The 23,022-nt window shown below is 74.0% G+C and carries 22 protein-coding genes and 2 pseudogenes; 8 read left to right on the top strand and 16 right to left on the bottom strand.

Annotated elements, in window-relative coordinates:
- Window positions 1-116: 116 nt before the first annotated feature.
- From ACWGKT_RS36540 to ACWGKT_RS36515, 6 genes are all read right to left on the bottom strand, one after another.
- Window positions 117-407: a hypothetical protein gene (locus tag ACWGKT_RS36540; protein WP_453277020.1), complete on the bottom strand. Its 291-nt coding sequence runs from the start codon at window positions 405-407 to the stop codon at window positions 117-119.
- A 9-nt stretch (window positions 408-416) separates the two neighbouring features.
- Entirely contained in the window at window positions 417-1,760 is a 1,344-nt protein-coding gene (locus ACWGKT_RS36535; protein WP_453277025.1) for a S8 family serine peptidase, read from the bottom strand.
- A gap of 281 nt (window positions 1,761-2,041) precedes the next feature.
- Entirely contained in the window at window positions 2,042-4,270 is a 2,229-nt protein-coding gene (locus ACWGKT_RS36530) for a tetratricopeptide repeat protein (RefSeq protein ID WP_453277019.1), read from the bottom strand.
- A gap of 114 nt (window positions 4,271-4,384) precedes the next feature.
- Window positions 4,385-5,254, bottom strand: coding sequence for an oxygenase MpaB family protein (locus ACWGKT_RS36525; protein WP_453277018.1), 870 nt, complete (start codon window positions 5,252-5,254; stop codon window positions 4,385-4,387).
- A 9-nt stretch (window positions 5,255-5,263) separates the two neighbouring features.
- Window positions 5,264-6,442: an acyl-CoA dehydrogenase family protein gene (locus ACWGKT_RS36520; protein ID WP_453277017.1), complete on the bottom strand. Its 1,179-nt coding sequence runs from the start codon at window positions 6,440-6,442 to the stop codon at window positions 5,264-5,266.
- Window positions 6,443-6,529: 87 nt separating this feature from the next.
- The gene (locus tag ACWGKT_RS36515) at window positions 6,530-6,907 is read right to left on the bottom strand and encodes a ferredoxin (RefSeq protein ID WP_453277024.1); all 378 of its coding nucleotides are present in this window, start codon (window positions 6,905-6,907) and stop codon (window positions 6,530-6,532) included.
- Window positions 6,908-7,028: 121 nt separating this feature from the next.
- On the opposite strand from ACWGKT_RS36515, the gene ACWGKT_RS36510 reads away from it, so the two are divergent.
- On the top strand, window positions 7,029-7,397 hold the full coding sequence (locus ACWGKT_RS36510; RefSeq protein ID WP_356148402.1) for a DUF6479 family protein: 369 nt from the start codon (window positions 7,029-7,031) through the stop codon (window positions 7,395-7,397).
- 47 nt (window positions 7,398-7,444) lie between these two features.
- Here the strand turns inward: ACWGKT_RS36510 and ACWGKT_RS36505 are convergent, their stop codons facing one another.
- Window positions 7,445-7,888: an RpiB/LacA/LacB family sugar-phosphate isomerase gene (locus tag ACWGKT_RS36505; RefSeq protein WP_453277016.1), complete on the bottom strand. Its 444-nt coding sequence runs from the start codon at window positions 7,886-7,888 to the stop codon at window positions 7,445-7,447.
- A gap of 149 nt (window positions 7,889-8,037) precedes the next feature.
- Here ACWGKT_RS36505 and ACWGKT_RS36500 point away from each other — a divergent pair, with 149 nt between their 5' ends.
- Window positions 8,038-8,295: a DUF1876 domain-containing protein gene (locus ACWGKT_RS36500; RefSeq protein ID WP_374293440.1), complete on the top strand. Its 258-nt coding sequence runs from the start codon at window positions 8,038-8,040 to the stop codon at window positions 8,293-8,295.
- A 14-nt stretch (window positions 8,296-8,309) separates the two neighbouring features.
- Here the strand turns inward: ACWGKT_RS36500 and ACWGKT_RS36495 are convergent.
- Window positions 8,310-8,747 (bottom strand): annotated as a pseudogene (locus ACWGKT_RS36495) (glycosyl hydrolase family 65 protein); the annotation flags it as partial.
- Between the two features lie 13 nt (window positions 8,748-8,760).
- Window positions 8,761-9,063: pseudogene (locus ACWGKT_RS36490) on the bottom strand (glycoside hydrolase family 65 protein); the annotation flags it as partial.
- Between the two features lie 465 nt (window positions 9,064-9,528).
- Between ACWGKT_RS36490 and ACWGKT_RS36485 the strand changes: the two are divergent.
- A complete protein-coding gene (locus tag ACWGKT_RS36485; protein WP_453277023.1) occupies window positions 9,529-10,149 on the top strand; it encodes a CBS domain-containing protein in 621 nt (206 codons plus the stop codon).
- 221 nt (window positions 10,150-10,370) lie between these two features.
- Here the strand turns inward: ACWGKT_RS36485 and ACWGKT_RS36480 are convergent, their stop codons facing one another.
- The 3 genes from ACWGKT_RS36480 to ACWGKT_RS36470 form a co-directional block, all read right to left on the bottom strand.
- Window positions 10,371-11,003: an Rv1733c family protein gene (locus ACWGKT_RS36480; protein ID WP_356148392.1), complete on the bottom strand. Its 633-nt coding sequence runs from the start codon at window positions 11,001-11,003 to the stop codon at window positions 10,371-10,373.
- A gap of 42 nt (window positions 11,004-11,045) precedes the next feature.
- Window positions 11,046-11,762 carry a CBS domain-containing protein gene (locus ACWGKT_RS36475; RefSeq protein ID WP_453277015.1) on the bottom strand — a complete coding sequence of 239 codons (717 nt, stop codon included), beginning with the start codon at window positions 11,760-11,762 and terminating at the stop codon, window positions 11,046-11,048.
- 108 nt (window positions 11,763-11,870) lie between these two features.
- Window positions 11,871-13,619 carry a GAF domain-containing protein gene (locus tag ACWGKT_RS36470; protein WP_453277014.1) on the bottom strand — a complete coding sequence of 583 codons (1,749 nt, stop codon included), beginning with the start codon at window positions 13,617-13,619 and terminating at the stop codon, window positions 11,871-11,873.
- 178 nt (window positions 13,620-13,797) lie between these two features.
- On the opposite strand from ACWGKT_RS36470, the gene ppdK reads away from it, so the two are divergent.
- Together ppdK and ACWGKT_RS36460 are read left to right on the top strand one after the other, a co-directional pair.
- Window positions 13,798-16,485: a pyruvate, phosphate dikinase gene (gene ppdK, locus ACWGKT_RS36465; protein ID WP_453277013.1), complete on the top strand. Its 2,688-nt coding sequence runs from the start codon at window positions 13,798-13,800 to the stop codon at window positions 16,483-16,485.
- 562 nt (window positions 16,486-17,047) lie between these two features.
- On the top strand, window positions 17,048-17,533 hold the full coding sequence (locus ACWGKT_RS36460; RefSeq protein WP_453277012.1) for a pyridoxamine 5'-phosphate oxidase family protein: 486 nt from the start codon (window positions 17,048-17,050) through the stop codon (window positions 17,531-17,533).
- A 20-nt stretch (window positions 17,534-17,553) separates the two neighbouring features.
- Here the strand turns inward: ACWGKT_RS36460 and ACWGKT_RS36455 are convergent, their stop codons facing one another.
- The 4 genes from ACWGKT_RS36455 to ACWGKT_RS36440 form a co-directional block, all read right to left on the bottom strand.
- Complete coding sequence (locus ACWGKT_RS36455; protein ID WP_453277011.1) at window positions 17,554-18,291, bottom strand: universal stress protein; 738 nt, start codon at window positions 18,289-18,291, stop codon at window positions 17,554-17,556.
- Window positions 18,292-18,479: 188 nt separating this feature from the next.
- Entirely contained in the window at window positions 18,480-18,920 is a 441-nt protein-coding gene (locus ACWGKT_RS36450; protein ID WP_453277010.1) for a pyridoxamine 5'-phosphate oxidase family protein, read from the bottom strand.
- Window positions 18,921-19,031: 111 nt separating this feature from the next.
- Complete coding sequence (locus ACWGKT_RS36445; RefSeq protein WP_453277009.1) at window positions 19,032-19,748, bottom strand: helix-turn-helix domain-containing protein; 717 nt, start codon at window positions 19,746-19,748, stop codon at window positions 19,032-19,034.
- A 19-nt stretch (window positions 19,749-19,767) separates the two neighbouring features.
- Window positions 19,768-20,835: a zinc-dependent alcohol dehydrogenase family protein gene (locus tag ACWGKT_RS36440; protein ID WP_453277008.1), complete on the bottom strand. Its 1,068-nt coding sequence runs from the start codon at window positions 20,833-20,835 to the stop codon at window positions 19,768-19,770.
- Between the two features lie 323 nt (window positions 20,836-21,158).
- On the opposite strand from ACWGKT_RS36440, the gene ACWGKT_RS36435 reads away from it, so the two are divergent.
- The 3 genes from ACWGKT_RS36435 to ACWGKT_RS36425 all read left to right on the top strand — a co-directional run.
- Window positions 21,159-21,740, top strand: a complete 582-nt coding sequence (locus tag ACWGKT_RS36435; RefSeq protein WP_453277007.1) for an Rv1733c family protein — start codon at window positions 21,159-21,161, stop codon at window positions 21,738-21,740.
- Window positions 21,741-21,839: 99 nt separating this feature from the next.
- Window positions 21,840-22,625, top strand: coding sequence for a universal stress protein (locus tag ACWGKT_RS36430; protein WP_453277006.1), 786 nt, complete (start codon window positions 21,840-21,842; stop codon window positions 22,623-22,625).
- A gap of 202 nt (window positions 22,626-22,827) precedes the next feature.
- On the top strand, window positions 22,828-23,022 hold a 195-nt coding region (locus ACWGKT_RS36425), incomplete at its 3' end, for a PAS domain-containing protein (RefSeq protein WP_453277005.1).

The raw sequence follows: 23,022 nt of genomic DNA, 5'->3' as shown, positions 1-23,022 counted from the left end.
ACCGTTGCCCCAGGGGTGCCGCAATGTTTGTGGGAACCCCGGTCTGACCCGCGCGGCCGAGCCCCCGGTGCGCCGGGGGCCCCGCCCCTGGCCGCCCGGCCCCCCGGGCGGGTCGGTCACCCCGCGTCGTCGCCGCGGGCGGGTCCCGGCTGCGGCGGGCCGTACGGCTCGATGCTCGGATTGGCGTACGGGCCCGCCGCGCCGGGGGTGCCGGGAGTGCCCGTGATGCGCTCGGCGGCGTCGGCGGTGACCAGCAGGGCGTACAGACTCTGGGCCGGATCCACGGACACGAGTCCGTACTCCTGGTCGACCTGGTCAGGGGTGAGGTCGTACCGGCGCAGGGCGTCGCCGAGCGTCGCCCCGGCCGGCAGCGTCACCGTGACGAGGACGACGGGACCCTGGGTCATGGCTGCTCCTCAGTGATGACGGCCGTTCTTCCTGCGCCGGCGCACCGCCTCGACGATGGCCGCCGTGTCGATCGTGCCGTAGCCGTAGTCGAAGTCGAAACCGGCCATTCCGAGGTCGTCGGCCGTTCGGCGGAGCAGCGTGCGCATCTCGGCCGGGGAGAGTTCGGCGACCGGCAGCTGGGAGCGGATCGCGGCCACGACACCGGCCGCGACGGGGGTGGCCGCCGAGGTGCCGGAGTCCGGCTCGTTCGGGCCGAACGCCTTGGATCCGGCGAAGTGGGTGTACGTGCAGATGTCCGGCTTGCGCCGGCTGAGCCGTCCGGGGCCCTGGGAGGAGTAGCCGACCCGGGCGCCCCGCGTGTCGACGCCGCCCACGGACAGGACGCGGGGGTGCGAGTTGGCCCCGTTGATGGGACGGTCGGGGAAGCCGCAGCGGCCGTCGGGGCACTCCCGGCCGCAGTTGCCGGCCGCGAACAGGATGTCCGCCCCGGCCTGTTCGAGGGCGCTGACGGACAGGTTGAAGGGGTGCGCGGGGTTGTCCGAGTAGTTACCGGGGTGACCGGGCGGGAAGTCCCAGCTGGGCTTGAAGGAGCCCCAGCTGTTGCTGACCACGAGCGCGCGTTGTTCCTGCGGCATCGCGTCCAGCACGTTGCGCAGGTGCGCGAAGGCCGCGACGGCGTCGGAGAGCAGCCCGAGGATGACGGGCTTCGTCGACAGCAGGACGGGCAGGTCGAGGAGCGTGGCCCGCGGGGCGGTGATCCGGGTGTCGAAGGCGCACATCGAGCCGTGGGCCACCGGGAACTGGCCGAAGTTGCCGGTGACCCCGGAGGGCTTCCAGCTGCGGCTCTCGTCGACGGTGACCGGCTGGCCGAGCACCTCGGACACGTGGGCGACGTTGATGCCCGTGTCGAGGATGGCCAGGGCGACGCCCTCGCCGTCCATGCCCTCCGACTTCAGGTGGTCGGTCAGCTTGTTCTGGACGTCGTGCCAGTCCCCCACCGGGCCGTCGCCGCCGCAGGTCGGCATGGACTCGATGACCGGGTCGGAGGAGATGGCGACGATGTCCGGGCGGGCGAGGCCGAGCATCGCGTAGCGGCTGGCCACGTCGTAGTCCTGGATCTCGCCGCGCACGAGGACGGTGGCCCGCTCCGGGGTCATGGAGAAGGTCATGGACTCCAGGGACAGCGGGTCGCCGCCCGGCGCGGCGAGCTGGGGCCGGGGCACCGGCACGGGCTCGTAGTCCGGGTCCAGCGCGACGCCGGGGATCGGGCCGGCGACGTCGGCGGCGGTGGTTCTGACGGAGGGATCGATGACGGCCTCGACCACATCGGGCGCGGGACGCATCTGGATCATGACACGCACGTTTGACTCCTGGTGCTGTGCGGGCGGTCGCGGGGCCGAAGAGGGGAAACCGGCGCGGGCGACGCCTGTGTGTGGGGGAGGGATCTCACCGGTGGCCGAGTGGCCGGTCACCGGGGCTGACTCCACCGGGACAGGCGCCACGCTCTCAGGCCGGGCACGGCTCTGGGCACCGCCAATCAGGCGAAATACCTCGGGCACATGCCAGAGGCAGTCCGGACGTCGTGCAGGGGAAGCGGGTCAGGACGCGTGATGCGCCCGTCGGGACGGGTGTCTCACCGGCCGCCGGACGCCCGCTGCCGGCGCAGTACCGCCACCCTGCGGTACAGCTCGTCGGCCTCGGCGCCGCGGCCGAGCTGTTCCAGGCAGTGGGCCTCGTCGTTGCGACTGGCGAGGGTGTCGGGGTGGTCGGCGCCGAGCACGCGCTCACGGGCGGTGGCGACGCGGCGGTACTCGGCGAGCGCGTCCGGCCAGCGGCCGAGCCAGCCGAGGCTCACCGCGACCTCCCGCCGGCTGACCAGGGTGTCGGGGTGGTCGGGGCCCAGGATCCGGCCGCGGATGGCGCACACGTCGCGCGACTCGGCGAGGGCCTCCTCCCAGCGGCCGAGCCGGCCGAGGTTGACGCCGAGGCCGTGCCGGGCGCGCAGGGTCTCTGGGTGGGCCGGGCCGTGCACCCGGGTGCGGTCGTCTGCCAGTTGGCGGTAGAGCGTGAGCGCCTCGGCGCTGCGGCCCAGACGGCCGAGGCTGATGCCGACCTCGTAGCGGGCGGCGAGCGTGTCGGCGTGGTCCGGGCCGAGGGCCTGGGCACGGGCCTCGGCAACCTCGCGGTAGCCGCGCAGAGCCTCCTCCCAGCGGCCCAACTGACCGAGCGAGTAGGCGACTTCGTACCGGGTGACCAGGGTGTCGGGGTGGTTGGCGCCGAGCACCCGGGCGCGGGCGACGGCCACCTCGCGGGCCATGCGGTACGACTCGTCCAAGCGGCCGAGCCTGCTGAGGTTGAAGGCGAGGTTGTGGCGGCAGCGCAGGGTGTCGGGGTGGTCGGGGCCCATGGCGCGTTCCCGGGCGGCCAGCACCGCGGTGTAGGCCTGATGGGCGTCGAAGTGCCGGCCCAACTGGCCGAGCACGAAGGCCGTTTCCTGGCGGGCGGCCAGCGTGTCGGGGTGGTCGGCGCCCAGCGCCCGCTCTCTGGCCGCGGCGACCTCGGTGTACTCGCGCAGGGCGTCGGCGGCCCGGCCGGTGCGGCTGAGCGTGAAGGCGAGCTCGTGGCGGCTGGCGAGGGTGTCGGGGTGGTCGGCGCCGAGCAGCCGGGCGCGGTCGGCGGCGACCGCGCGGTGCGCCTCGCCCGCCTCGGCCCAGCGGCCGAGCCGCCCCAGCGCGAGGGCCGCGTCGTGCCGGCCGGCGAGCGCGGTGACGGCCTGCGGCGACGGGCCGGAACGTACCGGCACCGGGGCGGGGCCGCCGGCCGGGCGGGACGTCCACTCGGCGGTCAGTCCGGCCGCCGCGTCCGGCGGGGTGGTGCGCAGCCCGGCGCCGGTGGCCTTGTGGCCGGTGGTCATGCCCCGGGTCCAGGACGGCAGCCGCACCTCGCGGGCGGCGGGCTCGGGCGGCACGAGGCGCGGCTGGGGCGTCACGACGGTCGGCACGTACGTGGGGGCCGTCCGGCCGGCCGTGATCCGGCGGCCCACCTCGCGCGCGTCGTCGGGGCGTTGCTCCGGCCGTTTGGCCAGCAGGTCGAGGATGATCCGCTCCAGGTACTCGGGGAGCTCGGCGCGGTGGCCGCGCGGCGGGCGGGGCGGGGTGTCGCGGTGGCCGACGAGGATGGCCCAGGCGTCGTCCAGGTCGAACGGCGGTACCCCGGTGGCGATCTCGTACAGCACGCAGCCCAGCGAGTACAGGTCGCTGCGCCGGTCGACCTCGCCGCCGCTGATCTGCTCCGGCGACATGTAGTGCGGGGTGCCCATGGCGATGCCGGTGCCGGTCAGCCGGGAGGTGAAGCCGATGTCGTGGCCGAGCCGGGCGATGCCGAAGTCGCAGATCTTCACCGTGCCGTCGGTCAGCCGCATGATGTTCGCCGGCTTCAGGTCCCGGTGCACGATGCCCTGCTGGTGGGTGTAGCCGAGGGCGGCGGCGACCTGCTCGGCGATGTCGACGACGTCCGGCACGGGCAGCGGGTGATGCTTGTTGTCCTCCAGCAGCTGACAGAGGTTGCGGCCCTCCAGGAGCTCCATGACGAGGTAGAGGACGCCCTCGTACTCGCCGAAGTCGTGGACGACGGTGACCCCGCGGTGGGAGAGCGCGGCGGCCACCCGGGCCTCGCGCCGGAACCGCTCGCGCAGCACGCGGGTGAAGGCCTGGTCGTGCTGCGGGCCCAGCGGCTTGAGGCACTTCACGGCGACGTGCCGCCCGAGGGACTCGTCGCGGGCCCGCCACACCTCGCCCATTCCGCCCCGCCCGATCAGGTCGAGCAGCCGGTACCGGCCCTGGATCAGCCTGGTGTCCGCCATCGCGCGCCGTCGCCCCCGTCGCCGTCCGCCCCGCCCCCGGGGGATGCTTCAGGCGCGGCCGCGCCGGGTCGGCCCGATCCGTGACACACCCCCCTGCTCGTCCAGTATGGCGGCCTATCGCCCGACTTTGTACGGTGCCGGGCGTGCACCCGGGCCGAGTCGGTCCATGGCGCGCAGGATGTGTTTGGGCGGGAGTTGCCAGCGCAGACGTGCGGGAACACCGCGCAGGACGGTGCCGGTGGCACGCAGTCGCCGGGTGACCGTGGCGGGTGCGGGGGCCGGTCTGCCGTACAGCTCGTGGGCGTACGGCGGCAGAGAGGCGTACGCCAGCTGCGCCACACGCCGCCACAGCACCTCACGCGCCGGGACCAGCAGGGGGTGCGTCGGCGGACGGAGCAGAAAGTCGTCCACCGCGCGTGCCTCGTCTCCCGCGGCCAGTTGCGGGCGCACCGTGTCGAAGTAGTCGGCCATCTCCTCCCGGCCGCCGGGCACGGCGTCGGGATCGAGGCCCACCAGGCGGGCGCTGACCCGGTGTTCGGCGATGTACCGGTCGGCCTGCGCGTCGGTGAGCGCGAAGCCCGAGCGGCGCATCACGTGCAGATAGGAGTCGATCTCGGCGCAGTGCACCCACAGCAGCAGCTCGGGTTCGTCGACGCCGTACCGCTCCCCCGTGTCCGGATCCGTCGCCCGGAGCATGCTGTGGATCTTCCGTACCCGGGCACCGGCCCGTTCGGCGGCCTCGGTCGTGCCGTACGTCGCCGTACCGACGAAGTTCGCGGTGCGCAGCAGCCGGCCCCAGGCGTCCCGCCGGAAGTCGGAGTTCTGCAGCACACCGCGCACCGCGCGCGGGTGCAGCGCCTGGAGGTAGAGCGCCCGGATCCCGGCGACCCACATCATCGGGTCGCCGTGCATCTGCCAGGTGACCGAGGACGGTCCGAACAGCCCGGGGTCAGATATGTGGTGGTCACCCATGGCCGCAGGCATACCCGCAGGCTAGCGCCGTACCCGCGGCATCCCCAGGCCGATCCACGAGATGATCTCGCGCTGGATCTCGTTGTTGCCGCCGCCGAAGGTGAAGATCACCGCGGAGCGGTAGCCGCGTTCCAGCTCGCCGTGCAGGACGGCGCCCGCCGAGCCCTCCCGGAGCGGGCCGGCGGCGGCGACGATCTCCATCAGCCAGGCGTAGGCCTCGCGGCGGGCCTCGGAGCCGTAGACCTTGACCGCGGAGGCGTCGTGCGGGGTGAGGGTGCCGTCCTGGACGGCGGTGACCATCTGCCAGTTGAGGAGCTTCATCGCGTCGAGTTTGGTGTGGGTCTGGGCGAGGCGGCGGCGCACCCAGGGCAGGTCGACGACCCGGCGGCCGTCGGCCAGCTTGGTCTCCATCGCCCAGCGCTGGACGTCGTGCAGAGCGCGGATCGCCATGGTGCCGTGGGCGGCGAGGGTGACGCGCTCGTGGTTGAGCTGGTTGGTGATCAGCCGCCAGCCCTGGTTCTCGGCGCCGACCCGGCGGGAGACGGGGACGCGGATGTTCTCGTAGTAGCTGGCCGTCGTGTCGTGCGAGGCGAGGGTGTTGATGACGGTGCAGGAGTAGCCGGGGTCGGAGGTCGGCACGAGGAGCATGGTGATGCCCTTGTGCGGGGGCGCCGCGGGGTCGGTGCGCACCGCGAGCCACACCCAGTCCGCCGTGTCGCCGTTGGTCGTCCAGATCTTCTGCCCGTTGACGACGTACTCGTCGCCGTCGCGTACGGCCCGGGTCTTCAGCGCGGCGAGGTCGGTACCGGCGTCGGGCTCGCTGTAGCCGATCGCGAAGTCGATCTCGCCGGAGAGGACGCGCGGCAGGAAGTACGCCTTCTGCTCGTCGGTGCCGAACCGCATGAGCGTCGGGCCGACCGTGTTGAGCGCCATCAGCGGCAGCGGTACGCCGGCCTGCGCGGCCTCGTCGAAGAAGATGAACTGCTCCATGGGGGTCAGGCCGCGTCCGCCGTACTCCTTCGGCCAGCCCACGCCGAGCCAGCCGTCGGTGCCGAGCCGCCGGACGGTGTCGCGGTAGAAGCGCTTCTGCACCGCCGGGTCGGCGTAGCGGGCGTAGGCGTTGTCCGGTACCAGGTCCGCGAAGTAGGCGCGCAGTTCGGTGCGCAGCCGCTGCTGCTCGGGCGTGTGGTCGAGATGCACGGCGCCTCCAGGCTCCCGATGGCCGGTCCTGACGGCGCACACCGTAGAACGTGTTCCAGAAATTGGGAATGGCGGCGGGGCGGTACGTCAGCGCAGGATCCCGATGAAGTCCGTGCAGGCCCTGGCGCACGCCCGGCACACCGCGGCGGCCTCCTCGGCGCCGGAGTGTCCGTCGCAGGCGTGCGCGCATTCGACGCAGACCGTGCGGCACCACTCCAGCTGGATGCGGATGCCGGCCTCGTCCTGGCAGTTCTGCTCGGACAGCACGCGGCAGGTCGCGTCGCACACCTCGGCGCACATGATGGCGTGCCGCCGCACCCCTTCCTGCCCGTCGACCTCGCCCGGGTCCATCAGGCTCGCGCGCAGCGCGCACGCCCGGGCGCACTCCGTACATGCCTGTGCGCACGCGAAACGGTCCTCCAGGAACCGGTACAGCTCCTGCTGGGAAGTCGTCGTCGGCGTCACACCGGGCGAGTAACCGGGGTCGCCGCGGCCAAACGCCGCCTCTTCCCCGGTGGCCCAGCGTCGACGCCCGGTCACACAAAGTGTCCGGTTCGCCCCGTTCTGAGTAGGGTATTCCTGTCCTATGAGTACCGAATCGATACAGCTGGCCGCGGCGAGCGGCGGGTTGATGGGTCTCTTCTTCTTCGTGGTGGCCGTCGCCGTACTGGCCGTGCTCGCCGGGGGTTACTGGATGACCTCCCGGGTGAAGTACAACGAGTCGCTCCGGCCCCGCCCCGAGGAGCAGCCGAAGCTGCCGCCGGAGGGCGCGGTGCACGAGATCCGTGAGAACCGGGAACCCGACGAGATTCCGTTGATCCCCAAGGGCGAACGCCCGCTCACCCCATACGACGTGGGCAACTTCGGCACCAAACCCAGCACGTCGCAGGACCGCCCGCGCTGGAGCAAGGGCACGAGCGGCTCGTTCGGCGGCGGCGGAATCGGCGCTCACTGAACACCGCCCACTGAACACCGCCGGTGCCCCGCGCCGCCGAAGGCCCGTCAGCGGGCGTCGAGACGTCCGACGTGGGCCACGTTCGCGCGGTCCTCGGTGTCCGCGCTGGGCTCGGCCGCGAACCAGGCGTCGAGGATCTCCTTGAGGACGGGCTCGGAGGTCAGCCGCAGGCTGAGGGCGAGCACGTTGGCGTCGTTCCAGCGGCGGGCGCCGCCCGCCGTGTACGCGTCCGCGCACAGCGCCGCCCGTACGCCCGGCACCTTGTTCGCGGCGATCGAGGCACCCGTGCCGGTCCAGCAGCAGACGACGGCCAGGTCCGCCGCCCCGGCGGGCACGTCACGGGCCGCCGCCTCGGAGCAGGCCGCCCACTGCGGGTCGGCCCCGGGTTCGAGCGCGCCGTACGTGCGCACCTCGTGGCCGCGGCGCCGCAGTTCCCCGACGAGGAAGCGCGCCACGGGTTCATCCATGTCCGAGGAGACGGAGATCCGCATGCCTCGGAGCCTACGGCCTGCCGCTCCGCCGCGGAGGCCGGAAATGTCGCCGGTGCCCGGCGCCGGAAAAGGCCGGTCGGCTCTGGACCGGGCCCCGCGCGCGGGCGCAGCCTGGTAGGTGGGGGGTTTCGCCTACGGAGGTGACCACGGTGGATGCCAAGCAGTGGACCGTGCAGATCTTCATCACCGAGGACGGCGACGACACGCAGGCGCGTGCCGTGCTGACCACCCGCGACACGGCGACCGTCACCGGCCGGGGCCACGCCCGGCGCAATCCGCTGGACCGGCCGATCCCCGAGATCGGTGACGAACTCGCCGCCAGCCGCGCCCTGGAGGACCTCGCCGTCCGGCTGCACGACGTGGCCTCGGACGACATAGTCCAGCTGACCGGCCCGATAGAGGCCTGACCGAGCGGTTCGCGTCACGCGCCGGGTGGCGCCGGGTCCCCGAGCCGCAGCCGGGACGTCCCGCCCGGCCGGACGTGGAGCGTGCGGTCCGGCAGCCGGAGCTCGATCGGTGAACGGTCGGACGGCGGCACCGTCACCTCCAGCAGCCCGTGCTCCCACCGCAGTCGTACGCCCCAGTGCCCGCGGTAGCGCAGGGAGAACCCGAACGACGAGAGTTCGGGCAGCGGCGCGGGATCGAGCCACAGCGCCCCCTGTCTGGTCTCCAGCCCGGTCAGTCCGCGCTGGGCCAGGTCGAGGGTGCCCGCCATGGCGCCCAGGTGGATGCCCTCACCGGTGGTGCCGCCCTGGACGTCGGCGATGTCGCCCCGCAGGGCCTCCTGGCAGAACTCCCACGCCCGAGCGCGTCGGGCCCGGGTCCGGATCCAACCGTGGACGAGGCCGCTGAGCGTCGATCAGCGTCTGCCTGTGGTCGAGCACCGGCGCGGTGTCCGGGGTGAGCCACTCCCGCCCGGCGAGGCGGAAACGCAGCGGCAGCCAGTTCGGCAGGTTCACCATGTCCTCGTTCTCGACGCGGCGTCCCGCCACATCAGAGGTGAGCCGGTTGTAGCAGCCGGCCACATAGGTGCCCGGATAGTGCACGTCGTCCGCGGCGCACTCGGGCAGCGCGCCGCGGGTGGCGACATAGCCGTTGCCCAGGCTGCACAGCGACTCCCTGAGGCGTTCGTCCGCCGGCTCGTATCCCTCGTACTCCCAGGTCCAGGCCGTCACGATGGCCTCCTCTGCCGGGCGTCGACGCCAGGGCGGGTACGACCGTGCCGGGCACGGCCGCCGGCGGAGCTCTTCGACTTGGGGTCCGGTCGGCCCTGGCGCCGCGCCGGTCGGCGTGGTGTGCTGGAGGTGGCGGGAAGGACAGCTTCGGACGCGGGGAAGCGGCCGGCGGCCGCGCACCGCGCAATCAGGATCCGCGAGAAGCGGATGGCATCCTTCCCGCCCTGTCGTGCCGCGCCGTACGCGCCGCCCGGCCCGTCGCGCCGTGCCGTGGGCGCCCACGGCCCCGCCGTTGCCGTACGCGCTCCGCACCGTCCGCCACAGGGCCGAACGACCCCTTGTCGGGACCGAGCGGCCTGTGGTGCCCGGTGCCCGCCGGCCGGAGGCTGGGAGTCACCGTCGAGCGCACCGGACTTCTCCGAGGAGGACACCCTGTACGGCAGCCCGCACATCGTGAGCGACGTGATGACACGCAACGTCGTCACCGTGGGACGCGAGGCCGCGTTCAAGGACCTCGTCCGCCTCATGGGGCGGTGGAGGATCAGCGCCGTTCCGGTGCTGGAGGGCGAGCGCCGGGTGATCGGTGTGGTCTCCGAGGCGGACCTGCTGCCCAAGGAGGAGTTCCGGGACAGCGACCCGGACCGGCTCACGCAGCGGCTGCGGTCGGCGGACCTGGCCAAGGCGGGTGCGCTGACCGCGGAGGAGCTGATGACCTCGCCGGCCGTCACCGTGCACGCCGAGGCCACCCTCGCCGAGGCCGCCCGGATCATGGCCCTGTGCCACGTCAAGCGGCTGCCCGTGGTCGACTCCGAGGGGGCCCTCGAAGGGCTCGTCAGCCGGGGCGACCTGCTCAAGGTGTTCCTGCGGCCGGACGACGAGATCGCCGAGGAGGTCCGGCGCGACGTCGTCGACGTGCTCTTCCCGGCTCCGGTCGAACCCGTACGGGTCGCGGTGGCCAGAGGCGTGGTGACCCTCACCGGACGGGTCCCGGACGTCGCGCGGATCCCGCTGGCCGTCCGTCTGGTGCGGAGCGTGGAAGGCGTGGTGAACGTCGACTGCCACCTCGCCGTCGCGCGCGTGGGGTGACCGACGAGGACCGCCGCGCCGCGGACGGCGGTGGGCGCGGACGGGACACGGTGGGCGAGGCCGGACATCGGTGTGCGCGGCCGGGAAACCCCGGCCGCGCACACGGGTGCGCGTCGGCCCGAACCGCCGTTCAGGCGTGCCGCACCGGACTGGTCCTGGTACCCGTCTTCTCCTCCGGGCCCCGGACCCTGATGGTCATGACGTCGTTCCCCGGCCGTGGGTCACCCTCTTCCTCCGCTGAGGTTGCGCCACTGCGGGCCGATCCGCTTCCACTCCTCGTCCCACTCGGCGAGGCGCCGGCGCATCAGGCGCCCGCACACCAGCCGGCCCGCCGCCCACACCGTGACCGCGGCGACCGGCGCCACGAGGACACCGGTGACGGCCGCCTGGAGCATGGATTCCGCCGGGGTGAGCGGCTTGGAGACGGCGCGGTCCGCGCGGTCCGCCCACACGGTGATCCGGCTGCCCTTGTCGACACCCGGGACGACCTTCACCCGGTCCTGGTGCACGGAGCCGTCCTTGTCGGTCCAGCGCACGGTCGCCCACACTCGGCCGTCGTCGTATCCGCTCGCCGCGGGCACGGAGTCCGCCGCGGACCGGGTGAGCACGGCGGAGACGGCGTGCACCTGCGCGCGGCGCTCGGCGAGGGTGTGGTCCACCACCGCCGCCGCCAGCACGCCGGCGAACACCGCGCCCAGCACGGTGAACAGCCAGGTGCCGAGCACGATCCAGGCCTCGACGGCGTCGCTGCGGCGCCGCAGCGGGTTGCTGCGCCAGCGCCAGGCCCATCGCCGCGGCCCTGGCCCGGCCGTCTTCGTTCGCTTCGTTCGCTTGGTTCGGCGTGTTCTCGCCATCGGCCGTCGCCTCCTTCCCGCGTCGCCGGCCGTCCGGGTGGGTCAGGCCGGCCGGGCTCCTTCGGTCTGCGGAAGGTCCGGGTCGAGGTTGGGCTGGCGGCGCGGTCCGGCGAGCGCGCAGTCCACGTCCACCACTCCCTCGACGGTGCGCACCAGCCGTACGGCGACGGGCACGAGCGCGGTGTCGCGGATGCGGCCGGTCAGGGTCACGACGCCGTCGCGCACCTCGACCTCGACCGCGTCGTACGGCCCGTCGAACAGGTGGGCGACGACCTCGCGGCGGATCTCCTCGGCGATGCCCCGGTCGTCCCGCAGGAAGACCTTGAGCAGGTCGGACCGGCTGACGATGCCCTTCAGCACACCGTCGCCGTCGACCACCGGCAGCCGCTTCACCCCGCCGCGGGCCATCGTGCGTGCCGCCTGGGCGAGGGTGGCGTCCGGTGGCACCGTGACGGGCGGGGTGGTCATCAGCTCCCCCGCGCTCACGGCGGCGGCCTTGGCGAGGTCGGGCCGGCGCAGCGGGTCGACGTAGGCGTCGAGACCGCCGTCGGAGACCTCTTCCTTGCGCAGCAGGTCCGCCTCGGAGACGACACCGACGACCCGTTGATCGTCGTCCACCACGGGCAGGGCACTGATGTCCCACTGCCGCATGGTCTTCACGATGTCCTTGAAGGCCGCTCCTGGGCGCAGCGCCACGACGGTGTGGGTCATCACATCGCTCACGATGTACCGCGTGTCGCGGTACCTGGTGTCGTGCATGGCGACCTCCGGGGGGGCTCAGGTCCCTGCGTCCGACACTTCCAGGCTCGGTCAAGAGTCCGGTGATCGCATGGGCCGAACGGTCCAGACCGGTGCGCGCTGCCGAGCCTACGCCTCGAAGACGGCGCCGGGGGCCTCCCGCTCGGGCAGCGGCACACGCCAGACCAGCGCGGTTCCGCCCTCGTCGGGCGTCTCCAACGTCAGCTCGCCGCCGAGCTGTTGTGCGCGCTCTGCCATGTTGCGCAGTCCGCTGCGGCGACCGTCGGGCGGGATGCCCGCGCCGTTGTCGGTGACCGACAGTCTCAGCTCATGGCCGTCGGTGGCGAGGGCCACGTCGGCACGGCCGGCGCGGGCGTGCCGGGCGACGTTGGTGAGGGCCTCGGACAGGACGGCGACGACGTGGTCGGCGATCTCGCGCGGCACGTCGGTGTCGAGCAGGCCCTCCATCCGCACGCTGGGGGCGAAGCCCAGCACCGGCGCCGCCTCGCCCGCCACGCGGACGACGCGGGCCCGCAGGCCGGTCCCGGCGGTGCCCTCGCGGGCCCGCAGGCCGAAGATCGTCGACCGGATGATCTTGATGGTCTCGTCCAGGTCGTCCACCGCCCGCAGCACCCGCTCGCCCGCCTCGGGGTGCTCGATGAAGCGGCCCGCGCTCTGCAGCGTCATGCCGGTGGCGAACAGCCGCTGGATCGCCAGGTCGTGCAGGTCCCGGGCGATCCGGTCGCGGTCCTTGAGCACCGCGATCTCCTCCGCGTCCCGGCGGCGTTCGGCCAGCTCCATCGCGATGGCCGCCTGCGCCGCGAAGACCTGAAGGGGCTCGGTCTCCTTGTCGGTGAACGGGGTGTGCCCGGTCTCGTGGACCAGCAGGACCACGCCGCGCACGCCTCCGCCGACCGTCCCGATGGGTACGGCCACGGCGGGGCCGAGCCCGGTGAGCTGCGGCAGGCCGGCCGCGAAGCGTTCGTCGTCAGTGACGTCCTCGCAGGTGACGGCGGCGGCGCGGGCGAACGCCTCACCGACCAGGCTGCCGTCCTCGGGCAGCACCAGGCCGCGCAGGGCGTCCGCGCCCTGTCCGAGAGCCAGTTCCACACTGAGCGGGCCTGTGTCCTCGGCCATGGGCATCGCGACGACGGCCAGGGCGGCGCCGGTGATCTCCCTGGCGCGCTCGGCGATCAGTCCGAGCACCTCGGCGTGGCCGGCCCCGGACATCAGGCTGTGGGTGATCTCCGCGTTGGCCCGCAGCCAGCGCTCGCGCAGCCGGGACTCGGCGTACAGCCGGGCGTTGTCGATCGCGACACCGGCCGCCACGGCCAGGGTCAGCGTGACCGAGACGTCCTCCTCGTCGAACTCGCCGCCGCCGCGCTTCTCGGTCAGGTACAGGTTGCCGAACACCTGGTCGCGCACCCGGATCGGGACGCCCAGGAACGTGTTCATGGGCGGGTGGTGCGGCGGGAAGCCGTACGAGGCCGGGTGCTCCGAGATCTTCGCCAGGCACAGCGGCTCCGGGTGCCGGATCAGCTCCCCCAGGATGCCGTGGCCCTCCGGGAACGGGCCGATCGCGGCGATCTGTTCCTCGCCGACGCCGACCGTGTGGAAGGCCGACAGCCGTCTGCCGTCGGGGCCGATCACGCCGAGGGCGGCGTACTCGGCGTCGACCAGGGCGGCGGCGGCCTCCACGATGCTGTGCAGGGCCTGTTCCAGGTCCAGTTCCCGGCCGACCGAGAGCACCGCCTCCAGCAGGCTGTGCACCCGGTCCCGCGTGCCGCGGGCCGCGTCCAGCCGGGCCTGCAGCTCTTCCAGCAGCTCGTCCAGCCTCAGTTGCGGCAGTCGTACACGCGCCTCCTCGGGGCTTCCCACCCGCGCTCCTCCAGGTCCCCTCTACACGGATCTTCACAGAATCCGACCGGTCCGGTCATGTGCCACCGTAATGGCCGGGGCGGAGGGACGGTACCGGATCGCGCAGGATCTGACCTGCCGGGCCCACCCGTTCGACACTGGAGGCGGAACGAGTCCCCGGACCGAGGAGACCGACGCCATGGCCCGTTACGTGTACGACTTCGCGGAAGGCGGCCGTGACATGGCCGACCTGCTCGGCGGCAAGGGCGCGAACCTGGCCGAGATGACCCGGCTGGGGCTGCCCGTCCCGCCCGGGTTCACCGTCACCACCGAGGCCTGCCGGGCCTTCCTGGCCACCGGTGCCGAGCCGGAGGGCATGGCGCAGGAGGTCGCCCGGCACCTGTCCGCGCTGGAGGACTCCGCCGGGCGTCTGCTGGGGGCACCGGACGATCCGCTGCTGCTGTCCGTCCGCTCCGGCGCCCGGTTCTCCATGCCCGGCATGATGGAGACGGTCCTGGACGTCGGCCTGACCGACGACTCCGTCCTGGGCCTGGCCAAGGCGTCCGGCAGCGAGCGCTTCGCCTGGGACTCGTACCGCCGGCTCGTCCAGATGTTCGGCAGTACGGTCATGGGCGTCGACGCGTCCCGGTTCGAGGAGGCCATGACGCGCCTGAAGGAGGCCCGCGGCGCCTCGGACGACCTGCACCTGGACGCGAGCGACCTGGCCGGGCTGACGGACACGTACAAGGACCTGGTCCTCGACGGGACGGGCGAGGAGTTCCCGCAGTCCCCCGCCGAGCAGCTGCGCCGGGCGGTCCTCGCGGTGTTCCGCTCCTGGAACGGCGCTCGCGCCCGCCTGTACCGGCGGCGCGAGGGCATCCCCGACGACCTGGGCACGGCGGTCACCGTGCAGCGCATGGTGTTCGGCAACCTCGGCGCCGACTCCGGCAGCGGTGTCGCCTTCACCCGCGATCCGGCCACCGGGCGGCCGGGCCTGTACGGCGACTATCTGGCCGACGCGCAGGGCGAGGACGTCGTGTCCGGCATCCGCAACACCGTGCCGCTGGCCGAGCTGGAACGGCTGGACCCGCCGTCGTACCGGCAGCTGCGCGACCACATGCTCACCCTGGAGCGGCACTACCGGGACCTGTGCGACATCGAGTTCACGATCGAGCGCGGGCGGCTGTGGATGCTGCAGACCCGGGTCGGCAAGCGCACCGCCGAGGCCGCCTTCGCCATCGCCGCGGAGCTGGCCGAGGAGGGGCTCATCACGCCCGACGAGGCCCTGATCCGGGTCGGCGGGCAGGGGCTCGCGCGGCTGATGTTCCCGCGCTTCGACACCTCGGTGACCGGTGCCGCGCTCGCCCACGGCATCCCGGCCTCACCGGGGGCGGCCGTCGGCGCGGCGGTGTTCGACTCCGCGGAGGCCGTACGGCGCGCCGCCGCCGGGGAGCGGGTCGTCCTCGTACGGCAGGAGACGACGCCCGACGACCTGCCCGGCATGGTGGCCGCGCAGGCGGTGCTGACCAGCCGGGGCGGCAAGACCAGCCACGCGGCCGTCGTCGCCCGCGGCATGGGCAGGGTCTGCGTGTGCGGCGCGGAGGAACTCACCGTGCACACCGAGACCCGCTGCTTCGCCACCCGGGACGGCACCGTCGTCCAGGAGGGCACGGTCATCTCGGTGGACGGCTCCACCGGCGCCGTGTACCCGGGGGCGGCACCGCTCGTTCCGTCGGCGGTCATGCGGTACCTGGAGACCGGCGAGCAGTCGGCGGGCGTCGTCGCCGCGGTCGCCCGCGCCCTCGAACAGGCCGACGCGGTACGGCGGCTGGAGGTGCGGGCCAACGCCGACACGCCCGCGGACGCGGCGCGCGCCCGCCGGTTCGGGGCCCAGGGTGTCGGGCTGTGCCGCACCGAGCACATGTTCCTGGGCGAGCGGCGGCACCTGGTCGAGGAGATGATCCTGGCCCGCACGGACGGCGAGCGGGACCGGGCGCTGGCGGCGCTGCTGCCGCTCCAGCGGGAGGACTTCACCGGGATCCTGGCGGCGATGGACGGCCTGCCGGTCACCGTCCGGCTGCTGGACCCGCCGCTGCACGAGTTCCTGCCCGACCACACCGAGCTCGCCGTCCGCGTCGCCGCCACCGAGGCCCGCGGCGAGCTGCCGTCCCTGCGGGACACCGAGCTCCTGGAGGCCGTGGGCCGCATGCACGAGGAGAACCCGATGCTCGGCCTGCGGGGCGTGCGGCTGGGGCTGGTGGTGCCGGGGCTGGTCGCGATGCAGGTCCGGGCGATCGCCGAGGCGGTCGTGGCGCGCGTGCGGGCCGGGGGCTCCCCGCGGGCGGAGATCATGGTGCCGCTGGTCGGCGCCGTCGAGGAGCTGCGGATCGAGCGCGCGGAGGTCGAGCGGGTGCTGGCGGAGGTCTCCACGGAGACGGGTGTGCCGCTGCCCTGTCCGGTCGGCACCATGATCGAGCTGCCGCGGGCGGCGCTCACGGCGGGGCGGATCGCCCAGGAAGCGGAGTTCTTCTCCTTCGGTACGAACGACCTGACCCAGACCACCTGGGGTTTCTCCCGGGACGACGTCGAGGCGGAGTTCTTCTCCGCCTATCTCGACAAGGGTGTCTTCGCCATCTCCCCGTTCGAGACGATCGACCGCGACGGCGTCGGCCGGCTGGTCCGTATCGCCGTGGACGAGGGCCGTGCGGCCCGCCCGGACCTGAAGATCGGCGTCTGCGGCGAGCACGGCGGCGACCCCGACTCGGTGCACTTCTTCCACTCGGCCGGCCTGGACTACGTCTCCTGCTCGCCGTTCCGGGTCCCGGTGGCCCGGCTGGAGGCAGGTCGGGCCGCGCTGGAACGGACCGGGGGCGGCGACAGGAGGTGACACGGCCCGCCGGGCGGCCGGTGACACGACCGGTCGATCACCAGGTGATCCGGCCCACGAGCGGCGGGCGAACCGGCCAACCGAGCGGCCGCCCCGCCCGTCCCGGCCGCGCGGCGCCGGCCGTCCCCCGGCCAGCCCGTGCGCCCGTCGCCGTCGGCGCCGGAGCCACCGGCACACCGCCCCGATTCGGCCGGTCGGGGCCGTCCGGACTGGCGCGAGAACCGATCGGCCCTTGGATCCGGGACGGGATCGCGGGACAGTGGAGTCAGGAGCGGCACCGATCCCCCGCGGTGTCGCTCCGTCCTGCGTCCGTGCCCCGGTACGACACCGGACCGCCGTGGCCCGGCACGAAGCCCGTCCGCCCGGACACCGGGCACGGGACCGGCCGGACGCGAGTCGGGGCCGAACGGCCCTGGCGCCGAGCGGGCCGCCGCGGCTCCAATGGTCTGATCGAAGCGTCCGAGGCCGCACCCGGCGGCGTGCGACACGACCACCCCGGAGTACCGGCCGGAGACCGAGAGCAGTGAGCGACACACCCGTCACACCCGTACGGATTCCCCCCATGGCCCGCGACGACGAACGACCGGCCGGACCAGGCCCGCGCCGCAGAATCGACCTCGACAGTGCCGAGGCCCTCCGCCTGCTGGGCAGCGTGTCCCTCGGCAGGATCGTGTTCACCCGGCAGGCGCTGCCCACCGTCCGCCCGGTCAACCACGTCCTGGACGGCGGCGACATCGTCGTCCGCACCCACGAGGGCGCGGCCCTGACCTCGCACACCCGGCGCTCCGACGGCCCGGGGGTGGTCGTCGCGTACGAGGCCGACGTCATCGACCCGGACACGCACCTGGGCTGGAGCGTGGTGGTGACGGGCTTCGCGCAGTTGGTCACCGACCCGGAGGAACTCGCCCGCTACCAGGCGCTGTTGCGCCCCTGGATCGACCAGACGGACCTGGCGGTGCGCATCCGCCCCGACCTGGTCACCGGCGTCCTGCTCACGGCCGACGACGGCCCCGAGACCGGGCCCGACGACTGCCCCGGGGACGACTGAGAGCGGCTCACCCACCGCGTTCACGCGGCCGGCACGACGACCACCGGGCAGCGCGCGCGGTGCAGCAGGGACCGGGCGACCGGGCCCGGCCGTCGACCGGAGCGTCCGGCGGGCCGCCGGGAGCCGATGACCACGACCGCGGCCGCGCCGGTCGCGTCCAGGAGCGCGTTCGGCGGGCGGACGGGGACCGCCCGGGACTCCAGCGCGACGTACGGATGCTGTTCCCGCAGCCGGGCCAGGACGAGGCGCGTGACGGGGTGCAGGACACACAGCCGGCCACCACGCCGCTCGGCCTCCTGGAAGGCGTACGCGGCCGCCCGGCCGCCCGTGTCGCCCTCCGGACCGAGCAGTACGTCCCGCGCCGCCCCGCCGCCGCACGGGTGGTCGCCGCGCACCACGGCCGGCGGGCCCCGCGCGTGTGCGGCGAGCCGACGGCCGACCGAGCCGAACACCGCACCGGACAGCCGCCCGAGGCCCCTGGTGCCCACGACGGTCAGGGCGGCCCGTTCGCTCGCGCGGGCCAGCGCCCGCACGGCGCCGCCCTCCGCCGCCACGCTCTCCACCGGCAGCCCCGGATGCCGGGCGCACACCCGCGCCGCGGCCGAGCCGAGCACCGGTGCGGCCTCGTCGCGGTCCGGCACGGCGTACAGCACACGCAGCCCGGCACCACGCCGGGCCGCCTCCTCGGCGGCCCAGTCCAGGGCCTGTACGGAGACCACTGAGCCGTCCACTCCGACGACCACGTGATCGGCAGTCATGTCCCGTGTCCCTCCTGTCGGCGTCCGCACCGCACGGGAGCGGCATCCCGGCCGGGGCGGGCCGGGACGGCGCCCACGCGGACGATGTTCGTCGTCCGCCGGCGGCGGGCCGAGGTGCCGAAAGCCCCCCGGACACGCCGAACGGCCCCTTGTGGCGGGGCCGTTCGGGGGTCGTTCGGTGGTCAGGGTCAGGTGCGCAGGTCGACGCCGTACACGGTGCGGCCGCCGACCAGCTCCCGGCCGGTGACCAGATCGGGCTCGATGCGGACGAAGACCTCATGCGGCGCGGGCACCCAGGAGCGCGGACCGCTGCGCACCAGCCGCTCGTGCTCGGCGGGGTCGGTCACGACGGTGGCGGGCCCGGTGACGACGACGCTCCAGCCGGACTGTGCGACGGCGTCGACCTGGTCGGCCTCGAACGCGACCACCGCGCCGTCGATCGCCCGCACCAGCTCCGAGGCCGCCGACGTGCGCAGCAGCACCGCGCCGTCCTCGTCCAGGCCGAAGTTCACCGGAAGCACGGCGGGCAGGGCGTGACGCGTGTGCACGATGCGGCCGAGGGGCGCCTGCGCCAGCAGGCGCAGGCACTCCTCCCGGTCCAGCTCACGGAAACCATCGTTGGGGTACATCAGCCGTCTCGTCTCTCGCCGGGTACAGCGGCACTGGCTCCTCCATCCTCCGGCGGCGGGGGCCCCGCGACGAGGGCCATCGGTCCCGTTCGGGCCGGAGAAGGGCCCGCGTCAGAGGCTGATCCGGCGGCCGGTGACGGTGTCGAGCCCGATGCGCACCCACAGATCGCGCCAGCCGCCCGCCCACGGGGTGCTGTGCGCCTGCGAGGCGAGCAGCCGCTGCTCGTCGGCGTCGGTCACGGCGCGGGCGTCCCCGCGCACGAGCACGCTCCAGCCGCGGCTGAACGCGTCGTCGATGCGGTCGACCTCGAACGCGACCCGGGCACCGGCCGCCAGCGCCGGTGTCGCGCCGAGCGCGGTGCGGAAGACGACGGAACCCTCGATCACGCTGTAGTTGACCGGCACGATCACGAGCCCCGACTCCGTGGACACCGCGAGCCGGCCGACGCCGTGCGTCGCCAGCAGGGCCCGGCACTCGGGCGGCTCCAGCTCCGTGAACTCCGGCGTGCGGGCGGCGCCCGCGGGGCCGGGCGGCAGGTCGATCTCGCCGCCGGTGAGCTCGCTGACGGTCGTCTCCAGCGCCTCGGCGAGCCGGAGCAGGGGGCCGGGGCCCGGCGCGGCGCCGGGGTGCTCCTCCAGGTAGGCGAGGTAGCTGGGCGCCATGCCCGCGCGGGTGGCCGTCTCCCGCCGGGTCAGGCCGAGTTGGGAGCGCCGGGTGGCCAGCCGGCGGCCCAGATCGCCCAGCGGGGCGCCCTCTCCCCTGTGCGTTCGAGTCTGTTCGGGGTGTGCCCGCGTCTGTTCGGGGTGTGCCCGAGTCCGCTCGGCCATGGCACGTCACGTCCTCTCGTCAAGCCGCCCGCACGGCCACTTCGTGCTGCTCCCCGCCGAGTACCACCTTGAGCGCGCCGGTCTCCGCGGCCCTCTCGAAGACGTCGTACGCCTCTTCCATGCGGTCGAGCGGGAAGGTGTGGGTGACCATGCGCTCGGTGGGCAGCCGGCCGGCGGCGGTCATGCGCAGCAGGGTGGGCGTGGAGCGGGTGTCGACCAGGCCGGTGGTGATGGTGACGTTCTTGTTCCACAGGTCTTCGAGATGCAGGGTGGCGGGCCTGCCGTGCACGCCGACGTTGGCCACGTGGCCGCCGGGCCGGACCATCTCGGTGCACAGCTCGAAGCTCTCCGGTGTGCCGACCGCCTCGATGACCACGTCCGCGCCGAGCCCGTCCGTGAGGTCGGCGACCAGCTGCGCCGGAGCCTCCTCGACGTCCGCCACGGCGTTGGCGCCCAGCCGCCGGGCCGCCTCCAGCCGGGCCGGGGCGAGGTCCACGGCGATGATCCGCTCGGGCGCGAACAGGCGGGCGGTGGCGATCGCGGCGAGTCCGACGGGGCCGGCTCCGACGACGGCCACGGTGTCGCCGGGGCACACCCGCCCGTTGAGCACGCCGACCTCGTAGGCGGTCGGGAAGATGTCCGCGAGCAGGACCGCGTCCCTGTTGTCCACGGTGGCGGGCAGCGGGTGCACGGACAGGTCGGCGTACGGGACGCGCACGTACTCGGCCTGGGTGCCGTCGGTCAGGTGCCCGAGGATCCAGCCGCCGCCGTCCCGGCACTGGCCGTAGACACCCTCTCTGCAGTAGTGGCAGCGTCCGCAGGCGCTGATGCAGGAGATCAGGACCCGCTCTCCGGGACGTACGGACCGTACGTCGTCGCCGGCCTCGACGATCTCGCCGACGGCCTCGTGTCCGAGCACGGTGCCGGGCTGCACCTCGGGGACGTCGCCCTTGAGGATGTGCAGGTCGGTCCCGCAGATGGAGACCGCGTCGACCCGCACGATCACGTCGGTGGGTTCCTTGAGGGCGGGGTCGGGAACCTCCTCCCAGGCGGACTGCCCGGGGCCGTGGAAGACAAAGCCTTTCATGCGCTTCTCAGCCTCCTCGTGGTCCTGCGTCGCGCGCGGGAGCCTTGCCCGCTTTGCCGCGCTCTTCCAGCTTGTCCGGTTTTGGGGGATCGCGCTTGGGCCGACCGGCCCCCATGACCGACCGGACGGAATCTGTCCCCCGCTCCGGCACCTCCGGTTCCCCTCCCGTGCCAGGGCTGAACGGCCCCTGTCCGGCGCCCGGACCGGAGCCCGACCGGCCCCGCGGCGGCCCCTGGTCGGCCCATGCCGCGCCGCCGCCCCGGCTGTCACGGTGGACGTGAGGACGGCACGGTGACGACGGTGACGAAGGGGAGGGCGGACCCATGCGCGGCGGCCAGTGCGCGAGGAAGCGGCTGTGGCGGTGGCGGACCAACCCGTTGCGACGGCACGACGACGTCGTCGAGGCCTGGACCGTGCTGGTCGTGTGGGCGGTCGTCCTGCTGGGCGGTGCCGTGGCCGGACTGGTGACGGCCCAGGCCACGGAGGCGGCGTTCGCCCGGCAGCGTGCCGAGCGGCATCCCGTGCGGGCGGTACTTCTCGCCGACGCCTCCGGGAGCGCCGCCGCGTCCCGGCGGGCGGAGGAGCGGAGCCCGGCCTCGGCGCGCTGGACGGCACCGGACGGCACCGTGCGCACCGGGGAGGCCCGGGTGGACGGCGACCTGAAGGCGGGGACCGAGGTCCGGGTCCGGCAGGACGACACCGGCGGGCTCGTCCCCGAACCGGCGGGCCGCACGCAGGCGGCCGTCGAAGCGGGAGTGGCCGGCACCGGCGCCGCCTGCGCCCTGGCCGGCGCCGCCCTCGCCGCCGGCACGGTGGCGCGCCGACGGCTCGACCGGCGGCGCCTGGACGGGTGGGACCGCGAGTGGGACCGGATCGGCCCCCGCTGGGGCCACCGGACGGGCTGACTCGACGCCCGGCCCACCGGCCGGAAAGCAGGGGGTCGGGGGCTGGAGGGGGCTCGCTCCCGCGGGGGGCGAGGACGCGTGGCAGAGAGGCGTACGTTCATGGAACGAGTGGTGCTCGCGAGTGCCGGCCCGGCGACGGACGGCAGAGCGGCGGCGGACTGGGCCAGGCTGGAGGCACGCCTGCGCGGCCTGCCCCTCCAGGTACTGACCGACGGTTCACCACCCGACCCGGACGGTGCGGCGACGGTGGTCCTCGGCGTGAGCCGCGCGGAGGGCCGGGACATGGCCTGGCCGGACAACAGCCCCGCAACACAGCCCGACGACCACACCCCGACCCCGCCGAACAGCAACCGCACGACCCGACCCGGCGGCAACGCCCCGAGCCCGCTGGACGGCGACGCCGTCGGGACCTGTGCCTGCCCGCTCGTGCTCGTCCCGGACGACCTGGCCCCCGCCCCCCGAACCGGCGAGGTCGCTCTCGGTGTCGACCCGCGTCGGCCCGCGCCCGCGGTGATCCGGTTCGCCTTCGACAGTGCGCGGCTGCGGGGCGTGGCGCTGCGGGCCGTGCATGCCTGGACGCTGCCGCCGACCGCCGCCGAGCTGCCCTTCGGCGTGCCGGAGGAGGACCGGGCGGCCTGGGAGGACCACGAGGTGCAGCTGCTGGCGGACGCGCTGCGGCCCTGGCGCGCGAAGTATCCGGACGTACCCGTGATCGAGGACGTGCTGCTGTTGACCCCGGTCCACGCCCTGCTGCACCACGGCGCCGACACGGCCCTGGTCGTGGTGGGGCGCCGGTACGGCTCCGGGGCCCAGGACCTCGCGAGGGACCTCGTACGAGACCTGGTGCGGGAGGCGATGTGCCCGGTCGCCGTCGTGCCGTCCTGACGCCGCCGGCGCCCTTGCCGCCGCGCGCGTCCGGCGCCTCCACACCCCGAGACGCACCCGCACGGCAGCGGAGCTGTCACGGACGGCACCGCGTGCGGGCAGGTTCGGCCGCGGTACGACCATTAGACGACATGTCCGCGCGAAGTGCCCGGAGTTGCGATGGGATGGCCCACTCATGGTGAGCCGCCGATCGGGGATGGACATGAGCGACTTGGCCGAAGTGGTGCCACCCGGTTGCGCCGATGTGGCGGAAGAGTTGTGCCAGTGCGGCGCGGGCGCCACGGCGAGCGGTTCCCGGGCCGCTGAGGAAAGGTTCCGGGGGCTGCTGGAGGCGGCACCGGACGCCATGGTCATCGTGGACGACACCGGCACCATCAAGCTCGTCAACGCGCAGACC

The organism is Streptomyces sp. NPDC054794, assembly GCF_053611585.1.
The sequence above is the reverse complement of the archived record's forward strand: the minus strand, read 5'-3'. Positions and strand labels throughout refer to the sequence as shown.